This is a genomic window from Salmonirosea aquatica, from assembly GCF_009296315.1.
GTDB lineage: Bacteria > Bacteroidota > Bacteroidia > Cytophagales > Spirosomataceae > Salmonirosea > Salmonirosea aquatica.
This window is the reverse complement of the sequence record NZ_WHLY01000002.1, coordinates 1,640,369-1,659,483: the sequence shown is the minus strand read 5'-3', so window position 1 is coordinate 1,659,483 and position 19,115 is coordinate 1,640,369. Positions and strand designations below refer to the sequence as shown.

The following is a 19,115-nucleotide window of genomic DNA, read 5'->3' as shown; positions in this document are numbered from 1 at the left end:
TTTAAAACGCAAATCAGCGCGCGATTAACTGGTCACGGGCGTCAACTCGGCCAGCTGCTTCGAAAGATGGTTGATGATACCGATAATTGGATAGAAGAACAGCGTTTCCTCCACTTCTTTCTCGTCCGAACGTACCTCATCCAGCTTTTTGGTGTAATCCAGCCCCTCGGCCAGGTAGTCGCGCAGATGACGGTTCATGTTATTGCGGAAAATTTCCAGGGAATCATACGATACCCCGAAGTTATCCGAGAAACTCATCTTTTTGTTTAAATCGAGAAACAACTCATTGAAATCGGCCACGTAGTCGGTGATTTCCTTCTGCACATCGTTAGTCAGATCGGAGTAGCGGAGCTGGGTGATGGACTGGTCTTCCAGGCCCGTCAGCACCGATTTTATTTTCTTGATATTGATGTCCAGATCTTCGGGGTTGGTCATGAGCCCGCCCTTGCAAGTCAGTTCTTTCGGAATATCTTTTTCGGCTTTGATCACCAGATTGTCGTACCCGAATTCTTTCTCAAAAACCGCTTCAAAAATGCGTTCGGAAAGTTCCGAAAGCGTTTTCTGATTGCGGGTCAGGATGCGCAGGATTTTGGAACCCGTACCGCTGAAGACAATATTTTTCGGCATTTCCGTATCGGGCAACTTGATTTTCATCAGCTGCGCCACGTGGTACATGATGGCCGAATAGAAATACAGGAAAATGATCTTGTAATCCTTGTCTTCGGACAGCAGCGAATTGAATGAAAACAGGCTGGCGTCGCGGATACGGTAGTTGTTTTCGAGCGAGAACAGGAAGGCGATGATGTCCTCGGATTTGTTTTTGTCCTTGATCGAATCCAGTACCTTCATCAGATCGTACTGCTTGTTGGCACTTAGCAGCATTTCGTAATGCTGCGTGTACTTCTTAATGAGCCCGTTCGAAGTAGCCCCAAACTCGTAGAAACCATCCCCAAAAATAGCGTTGGCCGCAAACTTGAACGATGACAGCAGAATAGGTTTGTTAGCTTTGAAAACCACCACATCGGTGGTACCTCCCCCGATATCAATGGACACGACGGGCGAGTAGGTACCCCCCGGCAATTGACCCGTATTTTTATAGTAATAGAAAGGCGCGAGCGACTCGCTGATGCCGATGGGCGTGTTGGTGCCTTTGAAGTATTTCGCGAATAAATCGTTGATTAGGCCTTCCAGACTGTCCTTGCGGTTGTTGGTCATGCTGCTGGGATAAAACCACACCAGCCGGGTTTCGTGCAGGTTGCCGCCGTTGCGAAGTACCTTGGTGCGCATCATCAGGAGTAGCGTTTCGAAATAGGCCCGGATGCGCTTGGTGTTGCCCGGCTCTACCTTGGCCCATTTCAGGTTTGACTTAATTTCGTTGACCCCATCGTGCGTTTTCTCGTACGTGAACGGAATATTGAAATCGGCCAGACTGTTGGTTTCCTTGTTCAGATCCAGATCTTTGCCTTCGCCCGAAACCGTCCGGGTCGGGAATTTGAAGCGGTTGGTACCCCCCAGTTGCTCGGGCAGGAACTCATAGTCCACAAATTCGCGGATAGCGATGGCCCCCGAACCGCCAAAGTCTTCGCTCGTCTTGGCCGGATCGAACAGCGTGGCGATCTGCATATCTTCCACCGTGATGTCGAAAGCTTTCGGTGCAGAAGCGCCCGCCTTGTACTCGATATGCGTATTGGTGGTACCAAAGTCCAGCGCGAACGTGAAAACGGTGTTGCCATTCGCAAAATGCGGCCATTTGGGAATGATTACTCCGCCCATGTCCACTTGCCCGGCGTCGTTGAGGTAGATGTAGTCAAACTCATCGTTCAGCACGTAGTACTGCGTCGTGGCATCGGCGGCCTGCTTGCGGGTACGTTTGCGAGGCTTGCCTGAGTTGGCCGTTTCTTCGTTGATGACCTTGATGGGTACATTGGAGCGCTGACTGAAAAACTGCAGCACGTACTCGGAATTCTTGAACACACCCGCCACGTTCCGGTCAATAACCTGCACGCGGTAGGGCGAAGCCAGATCGGGGATGTTGGTCTTGACGAAGGGAAAGAGTGTCAGACCGACCTGCTGCTCCACTACGACGCCTTTGTTGGCAGCCTCGTCGGGCTTCGAAATCTGATGTTCCAGCGATTGGTAGTAGGTCCGCTCGAAGGCGATGTACTCGCCCTCCCGCATGATCGGGATACGCAGCGTCACTTTCACCGACCCGGCCACGCCCTGGGTCATCTCGATACTGGGTTTTCCCGGCCCGGCACCCAGCAGATCGTTGGGAGTGAAATACTCGAAAAACTGTTTTTTGAGCGGTAGTAAAAATCCTTGAGAATCGTCGCCTACCTCGGGATTTACGTTGCCATCGAAAAACTTTTCCTTGTTGATGGGGTACACCAGCCGGATGAGGTAGGGTTCCAGAAAGTCGCTGACGGTGAGGTAAGGGTACTGAATCCGGGCACCGGGCAGACTGCGTTTTTCCAAAACGGTTTCCGAATCGGCGTAGGGTACCTCGATGGTGTGATCCCAGTCGTCGTTGACGTAGCGGAGGCGTTTATTAAAGTTATTCTGCAATACCAGCGGCGGCGCACCCGCCAGACTTTTGGAAGCATTGATGCGGAAATCACTCTCTCCGATCGAACCCAGGATGTCTTCCTTTTTACGCTTCCGCAAAGGTACCCCGATGACCTCGATCACATCGCCCGCGGCCCCCGTATCCAGTTCCGAGTAATTGTTCAAAAAAGCGGCAGGATTAAGTTTGTTGATTTCCTGGTAGAGCGCGTGATTCCTCCGATCGAGAATCGCTAGATTCTTGGCCAGGTAGTCATTTACCACCTTCATCTTACTGGCCAGCAACGGATTGGCGCGGAACAGGTGATGGAAATATTTTTGAAATTCGGCTTCCCGTTCGTACAATGGCACATAGTGATTGTCGAACAGAACATCGTTTTTGGTTAGCTTGATCTGGGCGTGGCTGAGGTCGTTTGCCGTTGGGAAAAAGAGCGTCGCGGGCGAAGAACAACCGATGATTTTGTGGTTGAACTCGATGAGGTAGAGTCGCCTTAGCAAGTCGAAATTATACGATTCCTTATCCTGCTGCAGGTATAGTTCCAGCGTTTCGGCCAGGCGACGGTGCGCATCGGACGAGGCTTTCATTCTTGAAATCTCGGCGTTTTTGTCCCACACGATGATCCGCATATTCTCCCGCAAACTGTCGCTGTTGAACAGCATCTCGGCCAGGTCGAGGCAGTTCGATACCAGCTTTTCGTCCATCCGGCTCGCCAGTACATTGCCGTTGGTGGTGTAGGCTTTCAGGTCGGGCGTTTTGTTGATGTTGCGAAAGGCCGATTTGGCCAGGTCGATGCGCGCGAAGGGACTGGGGATAGCGGGCGAAAGCGAATCGCCGCTGCCGCCTTCGGGATCTTTGATCGACTCGATTTCTTTGTCGGAGTAGGCATCAGAGAGAAACCAATCCTTGCCGCCCCGGTTGGTATGGCCGAATATTTTGCTCATATTTTTTAGCTGTTGGCTGATAGCTAATAGCTATTGGCTTTTTTTGATTGTAAATATAACTGCCTGATTTTCTTTTTTATAAAAAGTCACAACTGTAACGGACAGATTGTCAGGGCTTTTTTTGAGCTAATGGCCAATAGCGATCAGCCATCAGAAATCTACTTCTTAAAACCGAATTTGGCGGTCAGCATGTCTTCCGTGGTATCGAAAAAGAGCTTGATCATTTTCTGCTCCGCCGAGGGGAAATTCTTGCCTTTAGACTGCTTGCTCAGGTTATCGTCGTAAAAAGGATAATCTACTTTCTTTTCCAGCCATCCCGTTTTGACCGATTTGTCTACCACCAGCGAATCCAGCGTGGAATTCAGGTTGAAAGGCGTAAAACCGCGCCGGTTGCCCGACATTTCTTTCAGCCAATCACCGAACGAAGTCATGAATTCCGACAGGTTGGTACGATAAAACGAATCGCTCAGGAAAGCGCGGTCAATGGTAGGTGCGTCGTTGCTCCACGCCTGCTTTTCGATAGCGTCGCCGATGCGTTCGTCAAGGTACTTGCGGAACATGGCCAGTTGCGATAGGCGCAGGCTGATTTTGTACTCGGTATTATCCTCAAAATCGGAAAATTTGAAGTCCGGTGCATCGGTCTTCATACCGAATTCCTTGTAGACAGGTTTCAGAGCTTTGCCATCCACCGATTCCAACTCTCGGTCGGGCATTTCCAGGAAGTCCAGAATCGCCAGCGCCGAAGCTAGTTCCACAAAATGCGCGTCGTTTTTCTGGCCTTCGTTGCCCGCGTCGTTTTTATAGGGCTTGCCGCTGTAGTCATCGGTAATGTAATAGAGCGCGTTCACCGAATTATTACCCGTCACATTGTCCTTGTAGTAGTACAACGCGGCTTTGGACTTGGCAATGAAGTCCGATTTCTGGATCGGGCTGTTCGGGTCTTTTTCAATATTGAAGTAGGGGAGTACCGTAATAGCGCCAATCTTAGCATTTTGCAGAAATCCCTTGCCGTCGATGTTGCGGTTGTTCATCGCGTCGCGGATATTTTTCAGGATCGTCGGAAAACCCGCCGCGCCTGTACCACCAAAGATGGAACTGATGATAAAAATCCGGTCGTCGGCGTTGAAATTGGAAGCTACCTCCTTGAATTCTTCCGAATCCTTGAACTGGTTCAGCACCACGCTCCCGATGTTGGGATTGCCCACAAAACCGATGTCCATTTCCACGTCCAGCAGATTCACTTCCTCGTCGCGCTTGTTGATGGACTTGCCCGAAAACAGAATATCGGCTAGCGCCCGGCTCGGATCGCTGAGTTGCGCAAAGTCGATGTAGTCCTTGAACTGCGTGTTGGATACCTGCTGCAAATTGAACGTAAAACTTCCCGAAAGGCGGTTTTGTGAGGTTACCAGCTTGTCGAGCGTCGTGATGCGCGTACTGAAAAAACCGCTGTCAGCCCCCGCCCGCTCGGCGATGGCCTGGTAATTTTCCAGCATCCGCGCGGTCCGTTTCAAATCCTCGTTGGACTTGTGCGGATCGATAATGATGGGCACGATCTCGAATTCATTCTGAGAATTCGGTTTCACGCCGGCAGCCAGCAACATGGTCAAAGATTTGAGTACCCTCGAACCGGTACCCCCAATTGCAAATATGAATAAACGAGCCATTTTTTTAATGATGAATTATGAGTGATGAGTTTCAGATTTTTATCACCTTTCTTTTTTTAAATTGGCTTTTCTTGTCAAGATTATACTCCTGATGATTTTCATCAGTTCATTGCAATCTTTTATTATCGAATCTAACTCATTTTCAGTGAGGTACCCTGTTGCTTTCATAAGTTCAAGCCAGTAGAGTGTTTCATTACATTCTTTTTGGGCTATTCCAAACTTGTGAATAAAATCAGCCCCAGATTCTGCATTAGTGGATTCCCGGACATTGGCACCAATTGAAGTGCCCGATTTAAGTAACTGACTGGTTAATACAGTCTCATGATGATTCTTGCTAACAAACTGGCATAGCTTCACTATCCGCACAGCAAAATCAAACGATTTTCTACGAATGACGTTCTTATCTTCCATTGGCTAAGATTTTAACCATTCATCCTTCATCACTCATCATTACCTCACGGTTTCCAGAAAGTGGTATGCCGGCAATTGGTGCTACGCGACCGGAAAATGGGAATGGTACTGATGATGATGAAAAAAATCAGGCTCCACAACGCGTTGGAAAAGCCAAAGCCGACGCAGTCCGAAACGTTCAGTTTGAGTTGGTTGCAAAAATTATTGTCCTGAATGTCGTTGTAAGGAATGGCGAAGGCAATCAGAAAATTGAGCAACACCAGTCCCAGCGCGAAAAACCACCAGTGCCGGGCTTTATTGTAACGCGAGCTATCGACGATGTAGTATTGCAGGGCAAAGGTGAAGGCCGTCGTCACGAGCATGATCCAGCCGATGTAGCTGTACCAGGGCGTGGCGATGAAATCGGTACAGGTGACGTCGAAGCCGCGCAGGTGGTCGCCCATGTCCTTGGAATAGAAGGGAATCAGGCCGAACCATTCGTATATCTTGGCAAATACTTCTTGCATGAGGATTATTTTTGGATGGTGAGAGGGATGGTATACAAAGGATTGGCTTGTGAACGGGGGTAAAAAGCATCGCTGACGCCTTCCACCAGATAGCTGAAGCCGAAGGTTTTGCGGGCTTCGTCGGCGTTGGTTTCTATCTGGGTGTCGTCTTCGGAAGAAGTGGTATACACCCAGCCGGGTACCTTGCCTACCACGTCGATTCGCAGTTTTTCGTCCTTCAGATCGGTGGTGCGTAGGGTCAGCAAATGGGTAAAGCCGCTCAGCGACGGATCGTTCCGATCATTGATGGTTTTGGCTCGGAGGCTATATTTTTCGTTGCTCAATTTGTAATTGGTGCTATCCAGAAAGTACCCTGCGTCCTGCATGCCTTTGGAAAAATTCACCGCCACATTGAACTCAAATATGCCTTTGTTTCGGTCGTCTCGGGCGGCCTGCGCGTCGGTAATGATGCCCTGTGCCAGCGATTTCGAATCGAACTCCCCGATGCGGGGACGGTACATGATTTTGAAAGGTGGCTGCAAGGCCTCGCTCGCCGACTGAATCACCAGTTTGTTGGAAAATCCATTCCGGGTTTGCTCCAGAATCCGGGCGTCCAGCACCTGCTGAATCTGCGCGGCGGTACCGATCAGCCATAGGTAGTAGGGCCGCGCGGCGTCGAGCTTCGCATGGGGCTTGTCGTTCTGGTCGTAATAGGTACCTTCAAACTGCGCCTGTCCTTGCAGAATAGCCACCGACAAGTTAGGGTTTTTCCCACGGGCGGCCACGAACTCACTTCGGATCTGGGAGCGCTGTCCTTCGAGGTACTTCACCGCGTTTTGCCCACCGGGCGAAAATACGAAATCGGAAACCAAAACGGAAAGTTCATGGGGCTTCTGCTGATTGAGGATTTTACTGAGTACGTCACCGATGTCGGAGGTACCCCGCGTGCCACCCTGCGATTTGAAATTGGTCCGGTTCAGATTTTGATAAAACTCGGTAATGTCATCTTTGGTGGCCGCCGCTTTGACCGGAATAATCGTGGAGTTGATGTAGTTCAGGTTCAGGGTATCCGTGGCCGCGAAGTTTTCAAGGTTGGTCAGCAGGTCGAGTAGGGTCGCTTTGAAAGCCGTGGAGTTGGCATCGACGTAGCCATCCATGCTGACGGAGTTTTCCAGATAGACGCTGACGTTGAAATTGGCAGAGGTACCTGAAGCAGTGCCGGGTTTCCAAATATCGATTACGGGGATACCCTTGGCGTCGAAATACTTTTTCAGGTAGGCGGCTACCTTGCCGTGATCCACTTCGCCGTTTTCATTTTTAAGGGTACGGAAGCTCCGGTCGTCGGAGCTTTGAATACCCTGCGTCAGGGTTTCATACTCCTGTTGGTCAATGAGCTGATCGTCTTTGGCAAAATCCAGTGCTTGCTCGTTAAATTTTTCAAAAGTGTAAGCTTGATCCTCTCCACAACTTTGCAGCAGGAAGGTACCGAAAAGCAGGATGAAAAAAATTAAAAGCGAGAGGGGTGGTTTATTCATTCGTCCAATTTTTAAGTCCTAATGTAAGGTTCTATGACAGATTTCAGTTTAATTATTTGTTCAGAATGCTGATAAGTTGGATAACCGGCAAAAACAAGACTTTATTTGAAACGTTTTGGATGCCCGGTTATTCTAACAAGCTAAAAATCTATAGTGCCTATGACAAAAAAAGCCCAGTCATATCATGACCGGGCTTTGAGGGCAAACAGGCAAAAAAGTACTGCTTATTGTTATTGGTAATTTTTATCGTAGTTCACCATCCACTGCACGCCGAATGGGTCGATAAGCATGCCGAAGTATGCGCCCCAGAAAGTGTCCTGCACCGGCATTTCAACCTTACCTCCGGCGGATAGTCCGGCAAAAAGGCGGTCGGTCTCTTCCTTGCTTTCGGTACTGAGCGAAATCGAAAAGTTTGTGCCGACTTTGAACGGTTCGCCCATGCCTTCCATGATATCTGAGGCCATGAGCACATCGTCAGCGGCGAGCGGTAGGGCAATGTGCATGATTTTGTTCTTAGTCTCGTCGGGCATTTTGTCAGCATCGGGCATTTCGCCGAAGCGTTGTACCATGGCAAATTCGCCGCCAAAAACTGACTTGTAGAAATTGAACGCTTCCTCGGCGTTGCCATCGAAGTAGAGATAAACGTTGGACTTGGGCATAGGGGATGGTTGTTTAGGGTGAATAAAAAATTAAAAGAAATTTCATGGCTAACAGGTAATTTCAGGCTGCTTCGGCGAGGTACCTTATTTTCAGCAAGGCCTTCTCCCAGGCCAGTGCCATAGAGTTATAAGACTCTTCGGGCATGTCGGTTTCAACGGAAAGCAGTACAGAACCTTCCTGTTCCTGCAACCTATATATTTCCCTACCTCCCCGCAACGCACGGGCCTCGTCACTCTCATAATCTTCCTCACCCGTAACCACAAGGCCCAGATATTCAACCGAAAAAACTCTGCATGGTCGATTCACCACCACCTTACCCACCAGTCCTCCGCCGCTTATGTCGGTGAATAATATTTTGCTACCTACCCGCCAGGTACCCTGGGCACAGGCGCCCAGGCTAAATTCTGCATACCAGATGGGGAGGTATTTTTCATCAAACAGTACCTCCCACACTTTTTCTTTGGATGCGCCAATACCGATTGACTTCCTGATGGTTTCCTTTTTCATGACGAAGTATAATTCCATGGGTAGGTTGGAGGAAAAATAATAATATAAATACCAAAAGCCCTGTATGTCAGATATTAATGGCCATTTCTATATAGCTGAACGGTACCTTCCATACGTAATAATCAATAATATATTACAAAATAGGAATATGTTGCCTTTGTGATATAAAAGTAGAGGAATATATAATACAATACAAATATATATTCGTCTTTTTAAAGCAGTAGGGGTTGAAAGCGACGAAGTAGGGTGTCAATTGCGACAAACAGTAAGTGAAAGCCCAAGAATTTGGGGTAGGATTGCGAAAAGGTGAGGGTACCTTACGACATGGTAAAAAGGACCCAAACCTGGAGAATGGATATAGCCGCTTCGGTAGGCCTTGTCTATGGATTTAAACTGGAATCGGTGGTTTTTGTAGCCAGATAATCTTCCCATTCGTCCACATCGGTGAGAGGTTCCAGCAGGGAATAGCGGAGTTTTGCCGCCCGAAGAACGGCTAGGGTTTTTTCCATAAGTCCCGGCTGACTCCAGGGCATTTCATCGAATAGAGGACCATGCAATTGGTTCATTCCCAACAGGTAGTACCCACCATCGGTCGAAGGGCCAAGAATCACATCGTTGGTTTGTAACTGCTGAAAAGCTTCTTCCAGATGGCGGGATTGCAGTGTCAGGCAGTCGCTGCCGATGATGACTACGCTGCTGGCACCGGTCGCAAACTGTTCCCGGAAGGCCTGCTTCATGCGGTCGCCCAGGTTGCCCTCGGGTTGAAGCGCTTTGGCCCAGCCGTTCCACAGGTCGTTCTTGTTGATGTAATCGCCATAATAGACGGTTTTAGTGTAGCCTTCGGCGGGAAGTTTTTCGGCAACAGTGTGGGTATATTGGAGAAGTTCGCGGTAGATCGTAGTGGCTTTGGTGTGGCCCACGGTTTTGGCAATACGGGTCTTGACCTGACCTTCAATGGGATTTTTTACAAAAATAATCAGGGCGGCAAGCGGCATATTTTGGTAGTTTTGCAATTCATCGACAAGTTATAACCTACGAAGCGAATGGCAAAAGAGATTATTTTTTCAGAAAAGGCGCCTGCTCCCATCGGGCCCTACAGTCAGGCTGTCCTGGTCAATGACACCTTGTATGTTTCGGGCCAAATAGCCCTGAAAGAGGCGGAAACCGGCGACATAAAAGTGGAGGCCAAGCAGGTCATGGAAAACATCGGCCATATTTTGACCGCCGCCGGGCTTACCTATACTAATATCGTCAAGTCTAGTATTTTCCTGAAGAACATGGATGATTTCGGCCTGGTGAACGAAGTGTACGGTTCCTATTTTGATAGCAACCCACCCGCCCGTGAGACCGTCCAGGTAGCAAAGCTTCCCAAGGACGTCAACGTCGAGATTTCGGTGATTGCAGTGAAGTAAGTTTATAAGCTGATGGCTGATGGTCATAAGTTTTCCCGTCACTACGAATCAAAGAGCTATCAGCTTTTTATCAATCAATACCCAACCATGAACCAACAACCTGTCCGCGTTCGATTTGCTCCCAGCCCCACCGGGCCACTCCACAGCGGGGGCGTTCGCACCGCACTTTATAATTACCTGTTTGCCCGCAAGCATGGTGGCCAGATGCTCCTCCGCATCGAAGATACCGATCAGGCCCGCTACGTGCCGGGTGCCGAGGCGTACATTCTGGAAGCGCTGGCGTGGCTAGACATCACCATCGATGAAGGACCCAACGTCGGTGGCCCACACGCCCCTTACCGGCAGTCGGAGCGAAAGGATATCTATCGCGAATACGCGGAAAAATTAGTGTTTGAGGGCAAGGCATATTATGCCTTCGACACACCTGAAGAATTGGATGCCATGCGCAAGCGGCTGGAAGAAGCCAAGGTACCTGCTGCGCAATACAATGCCATCACCCGCATGCAAATGACCAATTCGCTTACCATGCCCGTGGATGAAATCAAAGCCCGACTGGAAAGCGGCGAACCGTACGTGATTCGGATGCGAGTACAACCCAAGGACGACATTCGCTTCAACGACCTGATCCGGGGCTGGGTAGTGGTACATTCGTCGCAAATTGACGACAAGGTACTCCTCAAATCCGACGGAATGCCAACCTACCACCTGGCTAACATTGTGGACGATCACCTGATGGGCATTACCCACGTGATCCGGGGAGAGGAGTGGTTGCCTTCCGCACCGATGCACGTATTGCTGTATAAGTACCTGGGCTGGGCCGATACCATGCCGCAATTTGCACACCTACCCTTGTTGCTGAAGCCGGACGGAAACGGCAAGCTGTCCAAGCGTGATGCGGATTTGGGCGGTTTTCCGATATTTCCCCTGGAATGGACCGATCCTAAAACCGGCGAGAAAGCGTTGGGCTTCCGGGAGCAGGGCTACTATCCCGAGGCGACCGCCAATTTTCTGGCCCTGTTGGGCTGGAATCCCGGTACCGAGCAGGAGCTTTTCACCATGCCGGAACTGATTGAGGCGTTCAGCTTCGAGCGTGTGCACAAGGCCGGGGCCAAGTTCGATATTCAGAAAGCCAACTGGTTCAACCAGCAGTACCTGAAAGAAAAAGACGACGCTACCATGGCGGCACAGATTCAGCCGCTTTTCGCTGAAAAAGGTATTCAGATTTCGGACCCTCAGGCAATCCAGATCGTGCATCTGCTGAAAGATCGTGTTCATTTTGTCAAAGATATCGTCAACGAATCAGCTTTTTTGTTCAGTGCTCCTGAACAATACGACGCGGACATCGTGGCTAAGAAATGGAACGCAGAAGCCAAACAGGGCATAGGTACCTTTGCTGACGCTTTGCAAGGGTACGAGGGGTCGTTCCTGGCCGATGACATCAAGCATGTACTGGCTCAGACCCTGGAAGCGACGGGCATCAAAATGGGTAAAGTCATGCAGGCTCTCCGCCTGGCCATAACGGGCGTAGGAGCAGGCCCTGACCTGATGGTCACGATGGAAATTCTGGGAAAAGCAGAAGTTGTGCGGCGGCTACGGCGAGCGGTGGAAGTGTTGTAATCGGCTCACCATCTGACCTCTATTTCGCGCCAACCACAGGCCAAAACGTACCGTTTACTATACGAACCTTGCCAATCCCGGCAAGGTTCTTTACATTAGTGACCCTGTTAAATGCCTGCGGGCTATCATCGAAACCCAAGACCTGTCAACCTATAAAACGAAAGACTAAATGGCCAAGAAAAAACCAGTCGATCCCGACGAGCCCGAAGAAGAAAAACCACGCGTTCACAAAGATCTGGAAGGATTTGATATCAAGATAAACTCCTTCGGGGAAATCACCACGAGCTTCGACATGGACCGGGTGAATGAGTTTTTGAATAAAAACGTGGACGACAAAAAACTCCGAGACCGGGAAGATATCCCGGGCCGCAAAACGCGAAAAGGGAAACCCAAACCGCCGACGGACGAGGAAGAGTAGGGGATGGGAATGTGTAATTGTTTAAGGTTGAATTGTTTAAGATTCTCTGTTCAATGACAATTACACAAATCAAACAGTTCAACAATTACACAATTAAACAACAACACATGAATTCTCACGAAATAGACTACAAAATTATCGGCGAAGACATCCAGGTAGTGGAAGTTGAGCTCGATCCCAACGAAACCGTCATCGCCGAAGCCGGCGCCATGCTTTACATGGAAGATGGCATTCAGTTCGAGACCAAAATGGGCGACGGCTCGGAGGCAAACCAGAGTATCATGGGCAAGATATTCCAGGCTGGCACCCGGCTTATTACGGGTGAGTCGCTGTTTATGACGCACTTCACCAACCGCGGCTATGGCAAGCGGAAGGTAGCCTTCGCCGCTCCCTACCCCGGTACGATCATGCCGATCGATCTTGGTAAAATTTACGGCAATGAGCTCATCGTGCAGAAAGACGGTTTCCTCTGTGCAGCGTTAGGTACCAGCATGAAAATTCACTTTAACCAGCGTATTGGTTCGGGTCTGTTTGGTGGTGAAGGCTTTATTCTGCAAAAATTGCGTGGCGACGGCATGGCCTTCGTACACGCAGGCGGGGTGATGATGGAGCGCCAGCTCAACAACGAAACTCTGCGTGTGGACACGGGCTGTGTGGTAGGTTTTGAGCCGAGCATCAGCTTCGATATCCAGCGCGCCGGCGGCCTGAAATCCATGGTATTCGGTGGCGAAGGAATGTTTCTGGCCACGCTGCGCGGTACCGGAAAGGTGTACCTGCAATCGATGCCTATCTCCAAACTCATCGACCGGCTGTCGCCCCGCGGTGGCAATGCCCACAAAGAAAGCGGCTCAGTATTAGGCGGCTTGGGGAATTTGTTTGAAGGGTAGGGGTACCTTGAGTACTACTGGAATAGAAGAAAGCCAAATCATTTGCGGTTTGGCTTTCTTTGTTTTGGGACCACTGACCAACAGGAACTCACCCGTCATGGGATAACGGATATATTTTCTTTAATATAAAAGAAAACTATACAAACTTTCATATATTGGCCGAAATTTTACCCTTAATTAAACGGCCATGTTCAAGAAAAAAGCCAAGGTACCCCGACCCAAGAAATCTTTCCTCCGCGAGTGGTCCGACTCGCTGCTGTTTGCCGTAATCGCCGCCACGCTGATTCGGTTTCTGACGTTTGAAGCTTTTGCCATCCCTACCCCTTCGATGGAGAATAGCCTGATGGTGGGTGACTACCTGTTTGTCAGCAAGCTGCACTACGGCATTCGCACGCCCAAAACGCCCCTGCAGGTACCCCTGACGCACCAGAAAATATGGGGAACGGATATTCCCTCGTTCAGCGAAGCTATCCAGCTACCCGTGTACCGTACCCCCGGTTTTTCGGACGTGAAGAGCGGTGATGTGGTGGTATTCAACTACCCGCCCCGACTACCGGGCGAACCCGAGTACCCCACCGACTTGAAAACCAATTACATCAAACGCTGCATAGGTACCCCCGGCGACCGGGTGGAGGTACGGCAGGAACGTGTCTATGTAAATGACAAAGAAATGGAGGTACCTTCCCGCGCCGAAACCTTCTATTTTATCAAGACCACCGAAGTACTCAACGAGCGCTTTTTTCGAAAGTATGGCATTGTCAACGACTTCAAATCGGCCGAAGGACCATTCATCAATTGGCAGCCCGTGGAAGTGTACGATGATGAAGCAAAAGTCAACAGGCTCGTAGGGTACCGGGTCAATATGACCCAGGAAATACTGGCTGAATTTAAGAAAATGGATTGGGTCAAGGGTGTTGAACCAACTACTGCGCCGCCCGCACAGACTGAGCCGGGAATCTACGGAGGTGCCGCCTACGACTGGAACCGCGATAATTTTGGCCCGCTGGCGGTACCTGCCAAAGGAGCAACGGTACCAATCAACGCACAAACCATCGCCGTGTACGGCCCGGTGATCGAGCGCTACGAAGGAAACGAAAACGTGGAAGTGACGCCCGAGCAGATTCGCATCGGCGGCCAGGCGATCAGGACCTACACCTTCAAACAGGATTACTACTTCATGATGGGCGACAACCGCCACAACTCCGAGGACTCGCGCTACTGGGGCTTTGTACCCGCCGACCATATCGTGGGCAAGGCCGTGTTTGTGTGGATGTCCATTGATCCGGTGGCGGAAAACTTCTGGAACAAAATCCGCTGGGATCGGCTGTTCAGAACAATCGATTGAATTTCATGAAGCAAAACGCATTGCTTACCCCAAGCGACAGCAGGGTACCTTTGGTTGAAAGTACCAATACTTATTTCCCTTTTGACCGATCTCCGGCACCGATGTCTTTTACCAATCTATCAGATTTGAAGAATAAGGGCACTGGGTCCTGTGGGCGGAGCTTTTTCTGATGAGCAACTATAATCCTCTATTTTTCGTATATGATTGTAGATTGTCCAAAAAGAAAACCTCTGTGGCGCTACCCTATTTGACGGGTAGTGGCACTTTTAACAAAAAAATGATGAAACTCAAAAATACAATTTTCGCACTTTTAACCGTAGTGGTCATGGCCTCCTGCGGTACCTCGGCTCCTACATCCAACGCGGCCCCGATTGAACACGGGATTTGGGATAAGCTGCTCAAAGAGCACGTAAATAATAAAGGGTTGGTAGATTACAAAGGCTTCAAAAAAGATCAGGCCGAGTTAAAAAAATATCTTGATTTGGTAAGCAAAAATGCTCCGGGGTCTTCCTGGAGTAAAGATGAAAAGCTAGCCTACTGGATCAACGCCTACAACGCCTATACCGTGCAACTGATTCTGGACCATTATCCGCTGAAAAGTATCAAGAATATTGGCTCTTCCATTAAAATTCCTTTCGTGAATACGCCCTGGGACGTAAAATTCATTGAGATTGGCGGTAAGAAGATGGATTTGAACAACATTGAGCACGGCATTATCCGCAAGCAGTTCAACGAACCCAGGATTCACTTTGCGCTGGTATGTGCGGCCATGTCGTGCCCTCCGTTGCGCAACGAGGCCTATACGGCCGATAAACTTGATAAGCAACTCGACGACCAGGGCAGCAAGTTTCTTAATAATCCCGAGCAGAACGTTGTCACTAAAGACAAAGCCAGCGTCACGAAGATTATGGACTGGTATGGTGGTGATTTTAAGAAGAAAATGCCGATTAAAGATTGGATCAATAAGTATTCAAAAACCGATCTGCAAACTGACAATATCTCGTACCGCGACTATAACTGGGCGTTGAACGAGCAGAAGTAGCTCGGACGGGATAAATTGACGCTTGACGCTCGATAGCCTAACGTTTAGTTCCCATGAGTGATAAAAAGATGCCGTCTGCTCAACAAGCAGACGGCATCTTTTATGTAATGTCAAATAATCAACGTCATTTCTCCGCCATTTCCAGCGCTTTGGTCGTCGTGTAATACTTCGTAATCATATTCGGAACTTCCCAGTCGGGGAGTTTTCCGTCCTTTAGGTACTCCATGTATTTATTGGCTACCTGGGCGAAATGCGCTTCGTGGCCGTTGTCGTACTTCTTGGGAATCTCTACCTGCCAGCCTTTGGCGTCTTTTTTCAGCGTGATGCCGGGGTACAAGGCTTCCACTTTTTTAAAAGCCGCTTCCAGGTTCTGGGCGTAATTGGCATCCGAGCCAACGGGTTCGACATACAGCATGGGCTTATAATTCTGTTCTTTGCCCTGCCGGATGATCAGATTGGCCTTGGAGCCGCGCATGATGGAGTAATGGGTGTCGCCGGCTCCTTCGGGCGCCTGAAAATTCCAGAGTACCTTCACTTGGGCGTGGATGCCTTTGAGCGTATAATTGATCTCGCCGTTAGCGTATACACTCAGGGTACTGTCCTTGACCGACGAAGTGAGGAAATCGGGGTAGGTATCCTGCTTGGTAACGAGCTTGAACTGCGAAGGTGTGAGATCGGTGGTCCAGCGGCGGGCCGAAATGAGGTTCACATCGCTGGGACTTAGCTTTACTTCCGGAAACGCCGCCCACTGGATCAGATCCACCAAGTGGGTGTTGACGTCTACGATACCTTCGCCCTGCTGTTTGGTGTCGAAAAACCAGCTGGGACGCACGAGCGGACTACCGGACACGATCTTGGAAAAATGGTGGACGCTTTCCTTGCTGATGGCGGGTTGCGAGGGGGTACCTTTCTGCAATTCACCAAAAATGTCGGCCTGTTTGGCTAACTCCTTTTGCAACGTGTTGGTGATTTCGTACCGCTCGGTCATGATGTCGTAGAGCAGCACGTTGTTCTTTTCAGCGGAGGCGAAGGCGTCTTTCAGTAATTCAAATCCAGCCGCATCGATCGCCATCGGCTTATCGGCCAGCACGTTCAGGCCCGCATCCACCGACTGCTTGATGTAGTTGGTTTTTTTCTGATTATTGCCGGCCAGCACCACCACGTTGCCGGGCTTGTCGGCCAGCATTTTTTCCAGGTAGTCGGGCCCGGTATACACCTGCTCGTTCCAGTTGGTGGGCGAATCGGCGCGGGTATTGTACTGGTCCACTTTGGCCAGGTAGGCTTTCACCTCGGGTCCATCGGGCGCGTACACGTGTACGGTCGAATCCACCTGATCATAGATTGTTTTTTGAAGCAAATCGGCGTGAAAGTGACCGGGATCGAGCACGATCAGATGCAGAGGCTTGGTACTTTCGGTAGCGGTTTCTTTAGAGGTATTACATCCTTGGTTCATGACCAGTAAGGGAGCAAGGGCGAGGACAGACAAGCTTTTTTTGAGCATAGGGAAGAGGTATTAAAGTATCGGATATTTATTTGTCAATTCAGAAATCAGGTACCTACCTTGATAGGACGATTATTTCGTACGTTCGCACTTAATCAATTCTCAAAAACCACTTTTCCCCCGATAATCGTCGTACTTACCCGGATATCTTCATCAAATAGTACCAGGTCGGCATCCTTGCCAATCGTTAGCGAGCCCTTCCGGTCCTGTACTCCCATGATGCGGGCGGGTGTGGATGCCATCATTTTTATAGCGTCCAGCAAAGGTACCCCGGCTTGTTGTACGATCGTACGTACCAGCCGGTCGGCCGTAGCTACGCTGCCGGCAAACGAACTGCGGTCGGGTAGCTTGGCCACGCCGTCTTCCACCAGTACTTTCAGGCCGTTATCAAGCGGCCCCAGAATACTGTCGCCGGGTGGGAGGGAAGCGGCCCGCATGGCGTCGGTAATGAGGGCGGTGCGGTCGGGACCTTTTATTTTGTAAATCAATTGCAACAGCGGTGGCGGCAGATGGATGCCATCGGTAATGATTTCGACATCCATGTCGTCGAGCAGAAAAGCACTCTCCACGGCTCCCGCGTAGCGGAAGGCATTACGTCGGGTCACGCCCAGCATCGCGGAATACAGATGTGTCATGAGCGTATAACCGTTTTCGGCGGCCAGCACCACGTCTTCGTGGATGGCTTCGGTATGGGCCACGGAGGCAATGATTCCCTGCGCCCGCAGGTACCTCCCCATTTCCAACGCGCCGGGTAGCTCGGGAGCCACACTCCACCGCCTGACCGAACCGTTGGCCCGGCGGATGATTTCGCGGTACTCCGTTGGATCGGGATTTCGAATATAGCGCGGGTCCTGCGCGCCGCGCTGAATCATAGCGAAGTAAGGTCCCTCGAGGTGTAGGCCCAGAAACTGCGCCCCGTTTTCGTTTTTCTTATGGGTCGCTTCGTACAATTCCAAGGTCCTGAACAGCGAGGCCTGATCACTGGTGAGCGTGGTAGGAACCAGGGCGGATGTACCAAAGCGGGCGTGTGTTTCGGCTATTTTCAGGAAAGCCTCTTCGGTGCCATCCATGAAATCGTGTCCGCCGCCGCCGTGTACGTGCAAATCAATGAAGCCGGGCGCGACGTACCTACCCTGCGCGTCGATTTCGATAGCATCAGGTACCTCCACATTTCCTTCGGTAATTTCTGCAATGCGCCCGTCCACAACGACAAGGGTACCGTTCCGAATCAGGCGGTAGGGAGTGAGGAGGGTACCGTTGATTATTTTGAGGTAAAGAGGCATTTAGGTTTCAATTGTGAAAACGGCAACTACATTTTCCTTATCCAGACGAGCTATCAGCCATTGGCCAGTAGCCATCAGCCAATTACGATAGTAAGGATGCCGAATCCTGATCCAGAAAAAGTTTACAATCGGGGTGAGTGCGCAAAATACCCGCCGGGTGCAGATTGCTGATGGGGAGTTCCACGCAATCCTTGACTGCCTGCGCCTTGCGTTCGTCAGGGACGGAACACACAATGGATTTCGATTTCAGAATCTGCTGGATGGACATACTGATGGCCTGTTGAGGTACCTCGTCCATCGACCCGAACCAGCCTTCGTTAAATTGCTGCCGACGGCAGGCCTCGTCGAGTTCCACAACAATGTAGGGATCTTCGGTTGAAAAATCGGCTGGAGGGTCGTTGAACGCCAGGTGGCCGTTTTCACCAATACCTACCTGCGCCATGTCGATGGGGTACTGTCTGATCAGTTCACCCAACCGGGTACATTCCTGCTGGGGATCGGCTTCACCATTAATAAGATAATAGGCTTTCAGGGCAGGTACCTGGTCGATAAATCGTTCTTTGAGGTACTTCCGGAAACTGGCCGGAGCCGTGATGGGCAGTCCTATGTACTCATCCAGGTGAAACATCACCACTTTACCCCAGTCAATATCGGTATGCGTGAGCAGTTGCTGCAAGGTTTCGAACTGACTAGTTCCGGTGGCAAGAATAATATTGGCCTGGCCTTTTTCGGCAATGGCTTTCTTGATAATTGCCGCCGCCCAATCGCCTGATTTCTGGCCGAGTTCCTTCTTCGTTTTCGAAATATCTGTGTCGAATTTCATGAAAGGGTATGTATTGTTTTT

The 19,115-nt window shown here is 50.1% G+C and carries 17 protein-coding genes; 6 read left to right on the top strand and 11 right to left on the bottom strand.

What is annotated here, in order from left to right; all coding sequences use genetic code 11:
• Positions 1-24 precede the first annotated feature (24 nt).
• From GBK04_RS07980 to GBK04_RS07945, 8 genes are all read right to left on the bottom strand, one after another.
• Positions 25-3,504 carry a hypothetical protein gene (locus GBK04_RS07980; protein ID WP_152758431.1) on the bottom strand — a complete coding sequence of 1,160 codons (3,480 nt, stop codon included), beginning with the start codon at positions 3,502-3,504 and terminating at the stop codon, positions 25-27.
• A 158-nt stretch (positions 3,505-3,662) separates the two neighbouring features.
• Entirely contained in the window at positions 3,663-5,168 is a 1,506-nt protein-coding gene (locus tag GBK04_RS30435) for a hypothetical protein (RefSeq protein WP_373330813.1), read from the bottom strand.
• Positions 5,169-5,210: 42 nt separating this feature from the next.
• Positions 5,211-5,579, bottom strand: a complete 369-nt coding sequence (locus GBK04_RS07970) for a four helix bundle protein (protein WP_152758429.1) — start codon at positions 5,577-5,579, stop codon at positions 5,211-5,213.
• A gap of 44 nt (positions 5,580-5,623) precedes the next feature.
• Positions 5,624-6,085, bottom strand: coding sequence for a hypothetical protein (locus tag GBK04_RS07965; RefSeq protein ID WP_152758427.1), 462 nt, complete (start codon positions 6,083-6,085; stop codon positions 5,624-5,626).
• 5 nt (positions 6,086-6,090) lie between these two features.
• The gene (locus GBK04_RS07960) at positions 6,091-7,599 is read right to left on the bottom strand and encodes a hypothetical protein (protein ID WP_152758425.1); all 1,509 of its coding nucleotides are present in this window, start codon (positions 7,597-7,599) and stop codon (positions 6,091-6,093) included.
• Positions 7,600-7,829: 230 nt separating this feature from the next.
• Entirely contained in the window at positions 7,830-8,258 is a 429-nt protein-coding gene (locus GBK04_RS07955; protein WP_152758423.1) for a VOC family protein, read from the bottom strand.
• A gap of 61 nt (positions 8,259-8,319) precedes the next feature.
• A complete protein-coding gene (locus GBK04_RS07950; RefSeq protein ID WP_152758421.1) occupies positions 8,320-8,784 on the bottom strand; it encodes an SRPBCC domain-containing protein in 465 nt (154 codons plus the stop codon).
• Positions 8,785-9,146: 362 nt separating this feature from the next.
• On the bottom strand, positions 9,147-9,761 hold the full coding sequence (locus GBK04_RS07945) for a TIGR04282 family arsenosugar biosynthesis glycosyltransferase (RefSeq protein ID WP_152758419.1): 615 nt from the start codon (positions 9,759-9,761) through the stop codon (positions 9,147-9,149).
• A 48-nt stretch (positions 9,762-9,809) separates the two neighbouring features.
• Here GBK04_RS07945 and GBK04_RS07940 point away from each other — a divergent pair, with 48 nt between their 5' ends.
• The 6 genes from GBK04_RS07940 to GBK04_RS07915 all read left to right on the top strand — a co-directional run bounded on the left by GBK04_RS07940 (position 9,810) and on the right by GBK04_RS07915 (position 15,487).
• Positions 9,810-10,178, top strand: a complete 369-nt coding sequence (locus GBK04_RS07940; protein WP_152758417.1) for a Rid family detoxifying hydrolase — start codon at positions 9,810-9,812, stop codon at positions 10,176-10,178.
• 87 nt (positions 10,179-10,265) lie between these two features.
• The gene (gltX, locus tag GBK04_RS07935) at positions 10,266-11,795 is read left to right on the top strand and encodes a glutamate--tRNA ligase (protein ID WP_152758415.1); all 1,530 of its coding nucleotides are present in this window, start codon (positions 10,266-10,268) and stop codon (positions 11,793-11,795) included.
• Positions 11,796-11,964: 169 nt separating this feature from the next.
• Complete coding sequence (locus tag GBK04_RS07930) at positions 11,965-12,213, top strand: hypothetical protein (protein WP_152758413.1); 249 nt, start codon at positions 11,965-11,967, stop codon at positions 12,211-12,213.
• 107 nt (positions 12,214-12,320) lie between these two features.
• A complete protein-coding gene (locus GBK04_RS07925) occupies positions 12,321-13,100 on the top strand; it encodes a TIGR00266 family protein (protein WP_152758411.1) in 780 nt (259 codons plus the stop codon).
• A gap of 187 nt (positions 13,101-13,287) precedes the next feature.
• On the top strand, positions 13,288-14,445 hold the full coding sequence (lepB, locus tag GBK04_RS07920; RefSeq protein WP_152758409.1) for a signal peptidase I: 1,158 nt from the start codon (positions 13,288-13,290) through the stop codon (positions 14,443-14,445).
• Positions 14,446-14,722: 277 nt separating this feature from the next.
• Complete coding sequence (locus GBK04_RS07915) at positions 14,723-15,487, top strand: DUF547 domain-containing protein (RefSeq protein ID WP_152758407.1); 765 nt, start codon at positions 14,723-14,725, stop codon at positions 15,485-15,487.
• Between the two features lie 124 nt (positions 15,488-15,611).
• Here the strand turns inward: GBK04_RS07915 and GBK04_RS07910 are convergent, their stop codons facing one another.
• The 3 genes from GBK04_RS07910 to GBK04_RS07900 form a co-directional block, all read right to left on the bottom strand.
• Positions 15,612-16,988, bottom strand: coding sequence for a putative oxidoreductase C-terminal domain-containing protein (locus GBK04_RS07910; RefSeq protein ID WP_152758405.1), 1,377 nt, complete (start codon positions 16,986-16,988; stop codon positions 15,612-15,614).
• A gap of 95 nt (positions 16,989-17,083) precedes the next feature.
• Positions 17,084-18,271, bottom strand: a complete 1,188-nt coding sequence (gene nagA / locus GBK04_RS07905) for an N-acetylglucosamine-6-phosphate deacetylase (protein WP_152758403.1) — start codon at positions 18,269-18,271, stop codon at positions 17,084-17,086.
• An 82-nt stretch (positions 18,272-18,353) separates the two neighbouring features.
• Entirely contained in the window at positions 18,354-19,094 is a 741-nt protein-coding gene (locus GBK04_RS07900; RefSeq protein WP_152758402.1) for a glucosamine-6-phosphate deaminase, read from the bottom strand.
• Positions 19,095-19,115 lie beyond the last annotated feature (21 nt).

Coding starts and splice junctions, on each gene's coding strand:
- GBK04_RS07980 (WP_152758431.1), bottom strand. CDS start 3,504: ATGAGCAAAATATTCGGCCATACCAACCGGGGCGGCAAGGATTGGTTT.
- GBK04_RS30435 (WP_373330813.1), bottom strand. CDS start 5,168: ATGGCTCGTTTATTCATATTTGCAATTGGGGGTACCGGTTCGAGGGTA.
- GBK04_RS07970 (WP_152758429.1), bottom strand. CDS start 5,579: ATGGAAGATAAGAACGTCATTCGTAGAAAATCGTTTGATTTTGCTGTG.
- GBK04_RS07965 (WP_152758427.1), bottom strand. CDS start 6,085: ATGCAAGAAGTATTTGCCAAGATATACGAATGGTTCGGCCTGATTCCC.
- GBK04_RS07960 (WP_152758425.1), bottom strand. CDS start 7,599: ATGAATAAACCACCCCTCTCGCTTTTAATTTTTTTCATCCTGCTTTTC.
- GBK04_RS07955 (WP_152758423.1), bottom strand. CDS start 8,258: ATGCCCAAGTCCAACGTTTATCTCTACTTCGATGGCAACGCCGAGGAA.
- GBK04_RS07950 (WP_152758421.1), bottom strand. CDS start 8,784: ATGGAATTATACTTCGTCATGAAAAAGGAAACCATCAGGAAGTCAATC.
- GBK04_RS07945 (WP_152758419.1), bottom strand. CDS start 9,761: ATGCCGCTTGCCGCCCTGATTATTTTTGTAAAAAATCCCATTGAAGGT.
- GBK04_RS07940 (WP_152758417.1), top strand. CDS start 9,810: ATGGCAAAAGAGATTATTTTTTCAGAAAAGGCGCCTGCTCCCATCGGG.
- gltX (WP_152758415.1), top strand. CDS start 10,266: ATGAACCAACAACCTGTCCGCGTTCGATTTGCTCCCAGCCCCACCGGG.
- GBK04_RS07930 (WP_152758413.1), top strand. CDS start 11,965: ATGGCCAAGAAAAAACCAGTCGATCCCGACGAGCCCGAAGAAGAAAAA.
- GBK04_RS07925 (WP_152758411.1), top strand. CDS start 12,321: ATGAATTCTCACGAAATAGACTACAAAATTATCGGCGAAGACATCCAG.
- lepB (WP_152758409.1), top strand. CDS start 13,288: ATGTTCAAGAAAAAAGCCAAGGTACCCCGACCCAAGAAATCTTTCCTC.
- GBK04_RS07915 (WP_152758407.1), top strand. CDS start 14,723: ATGATGAAACTCAAAAATACAATTTTCGCACTTTTAACCGTAGTGGTC.
- GBK04_RS07910 (WP_152758405.1), bottom strand. CDS start 16,988: ATGCTCAAAAAAAGCTTGTCTGTCCTCGCCCTTGCTCCCTTACTGGTC.
- nagA (WP_152758403.1), bottom strand. CDS start 18,271: ATGCCTCTTTACCTCAAAATAATCAACGGTACCCTCCTCACTCCCTAC.
- GBK04_RS07900 (WP_152758402.1), bottom strand. CDS start 19,094: ATGAAATTCGACACAGATATTTCGAAAACGAAGAAGGAACTCGGCCAG.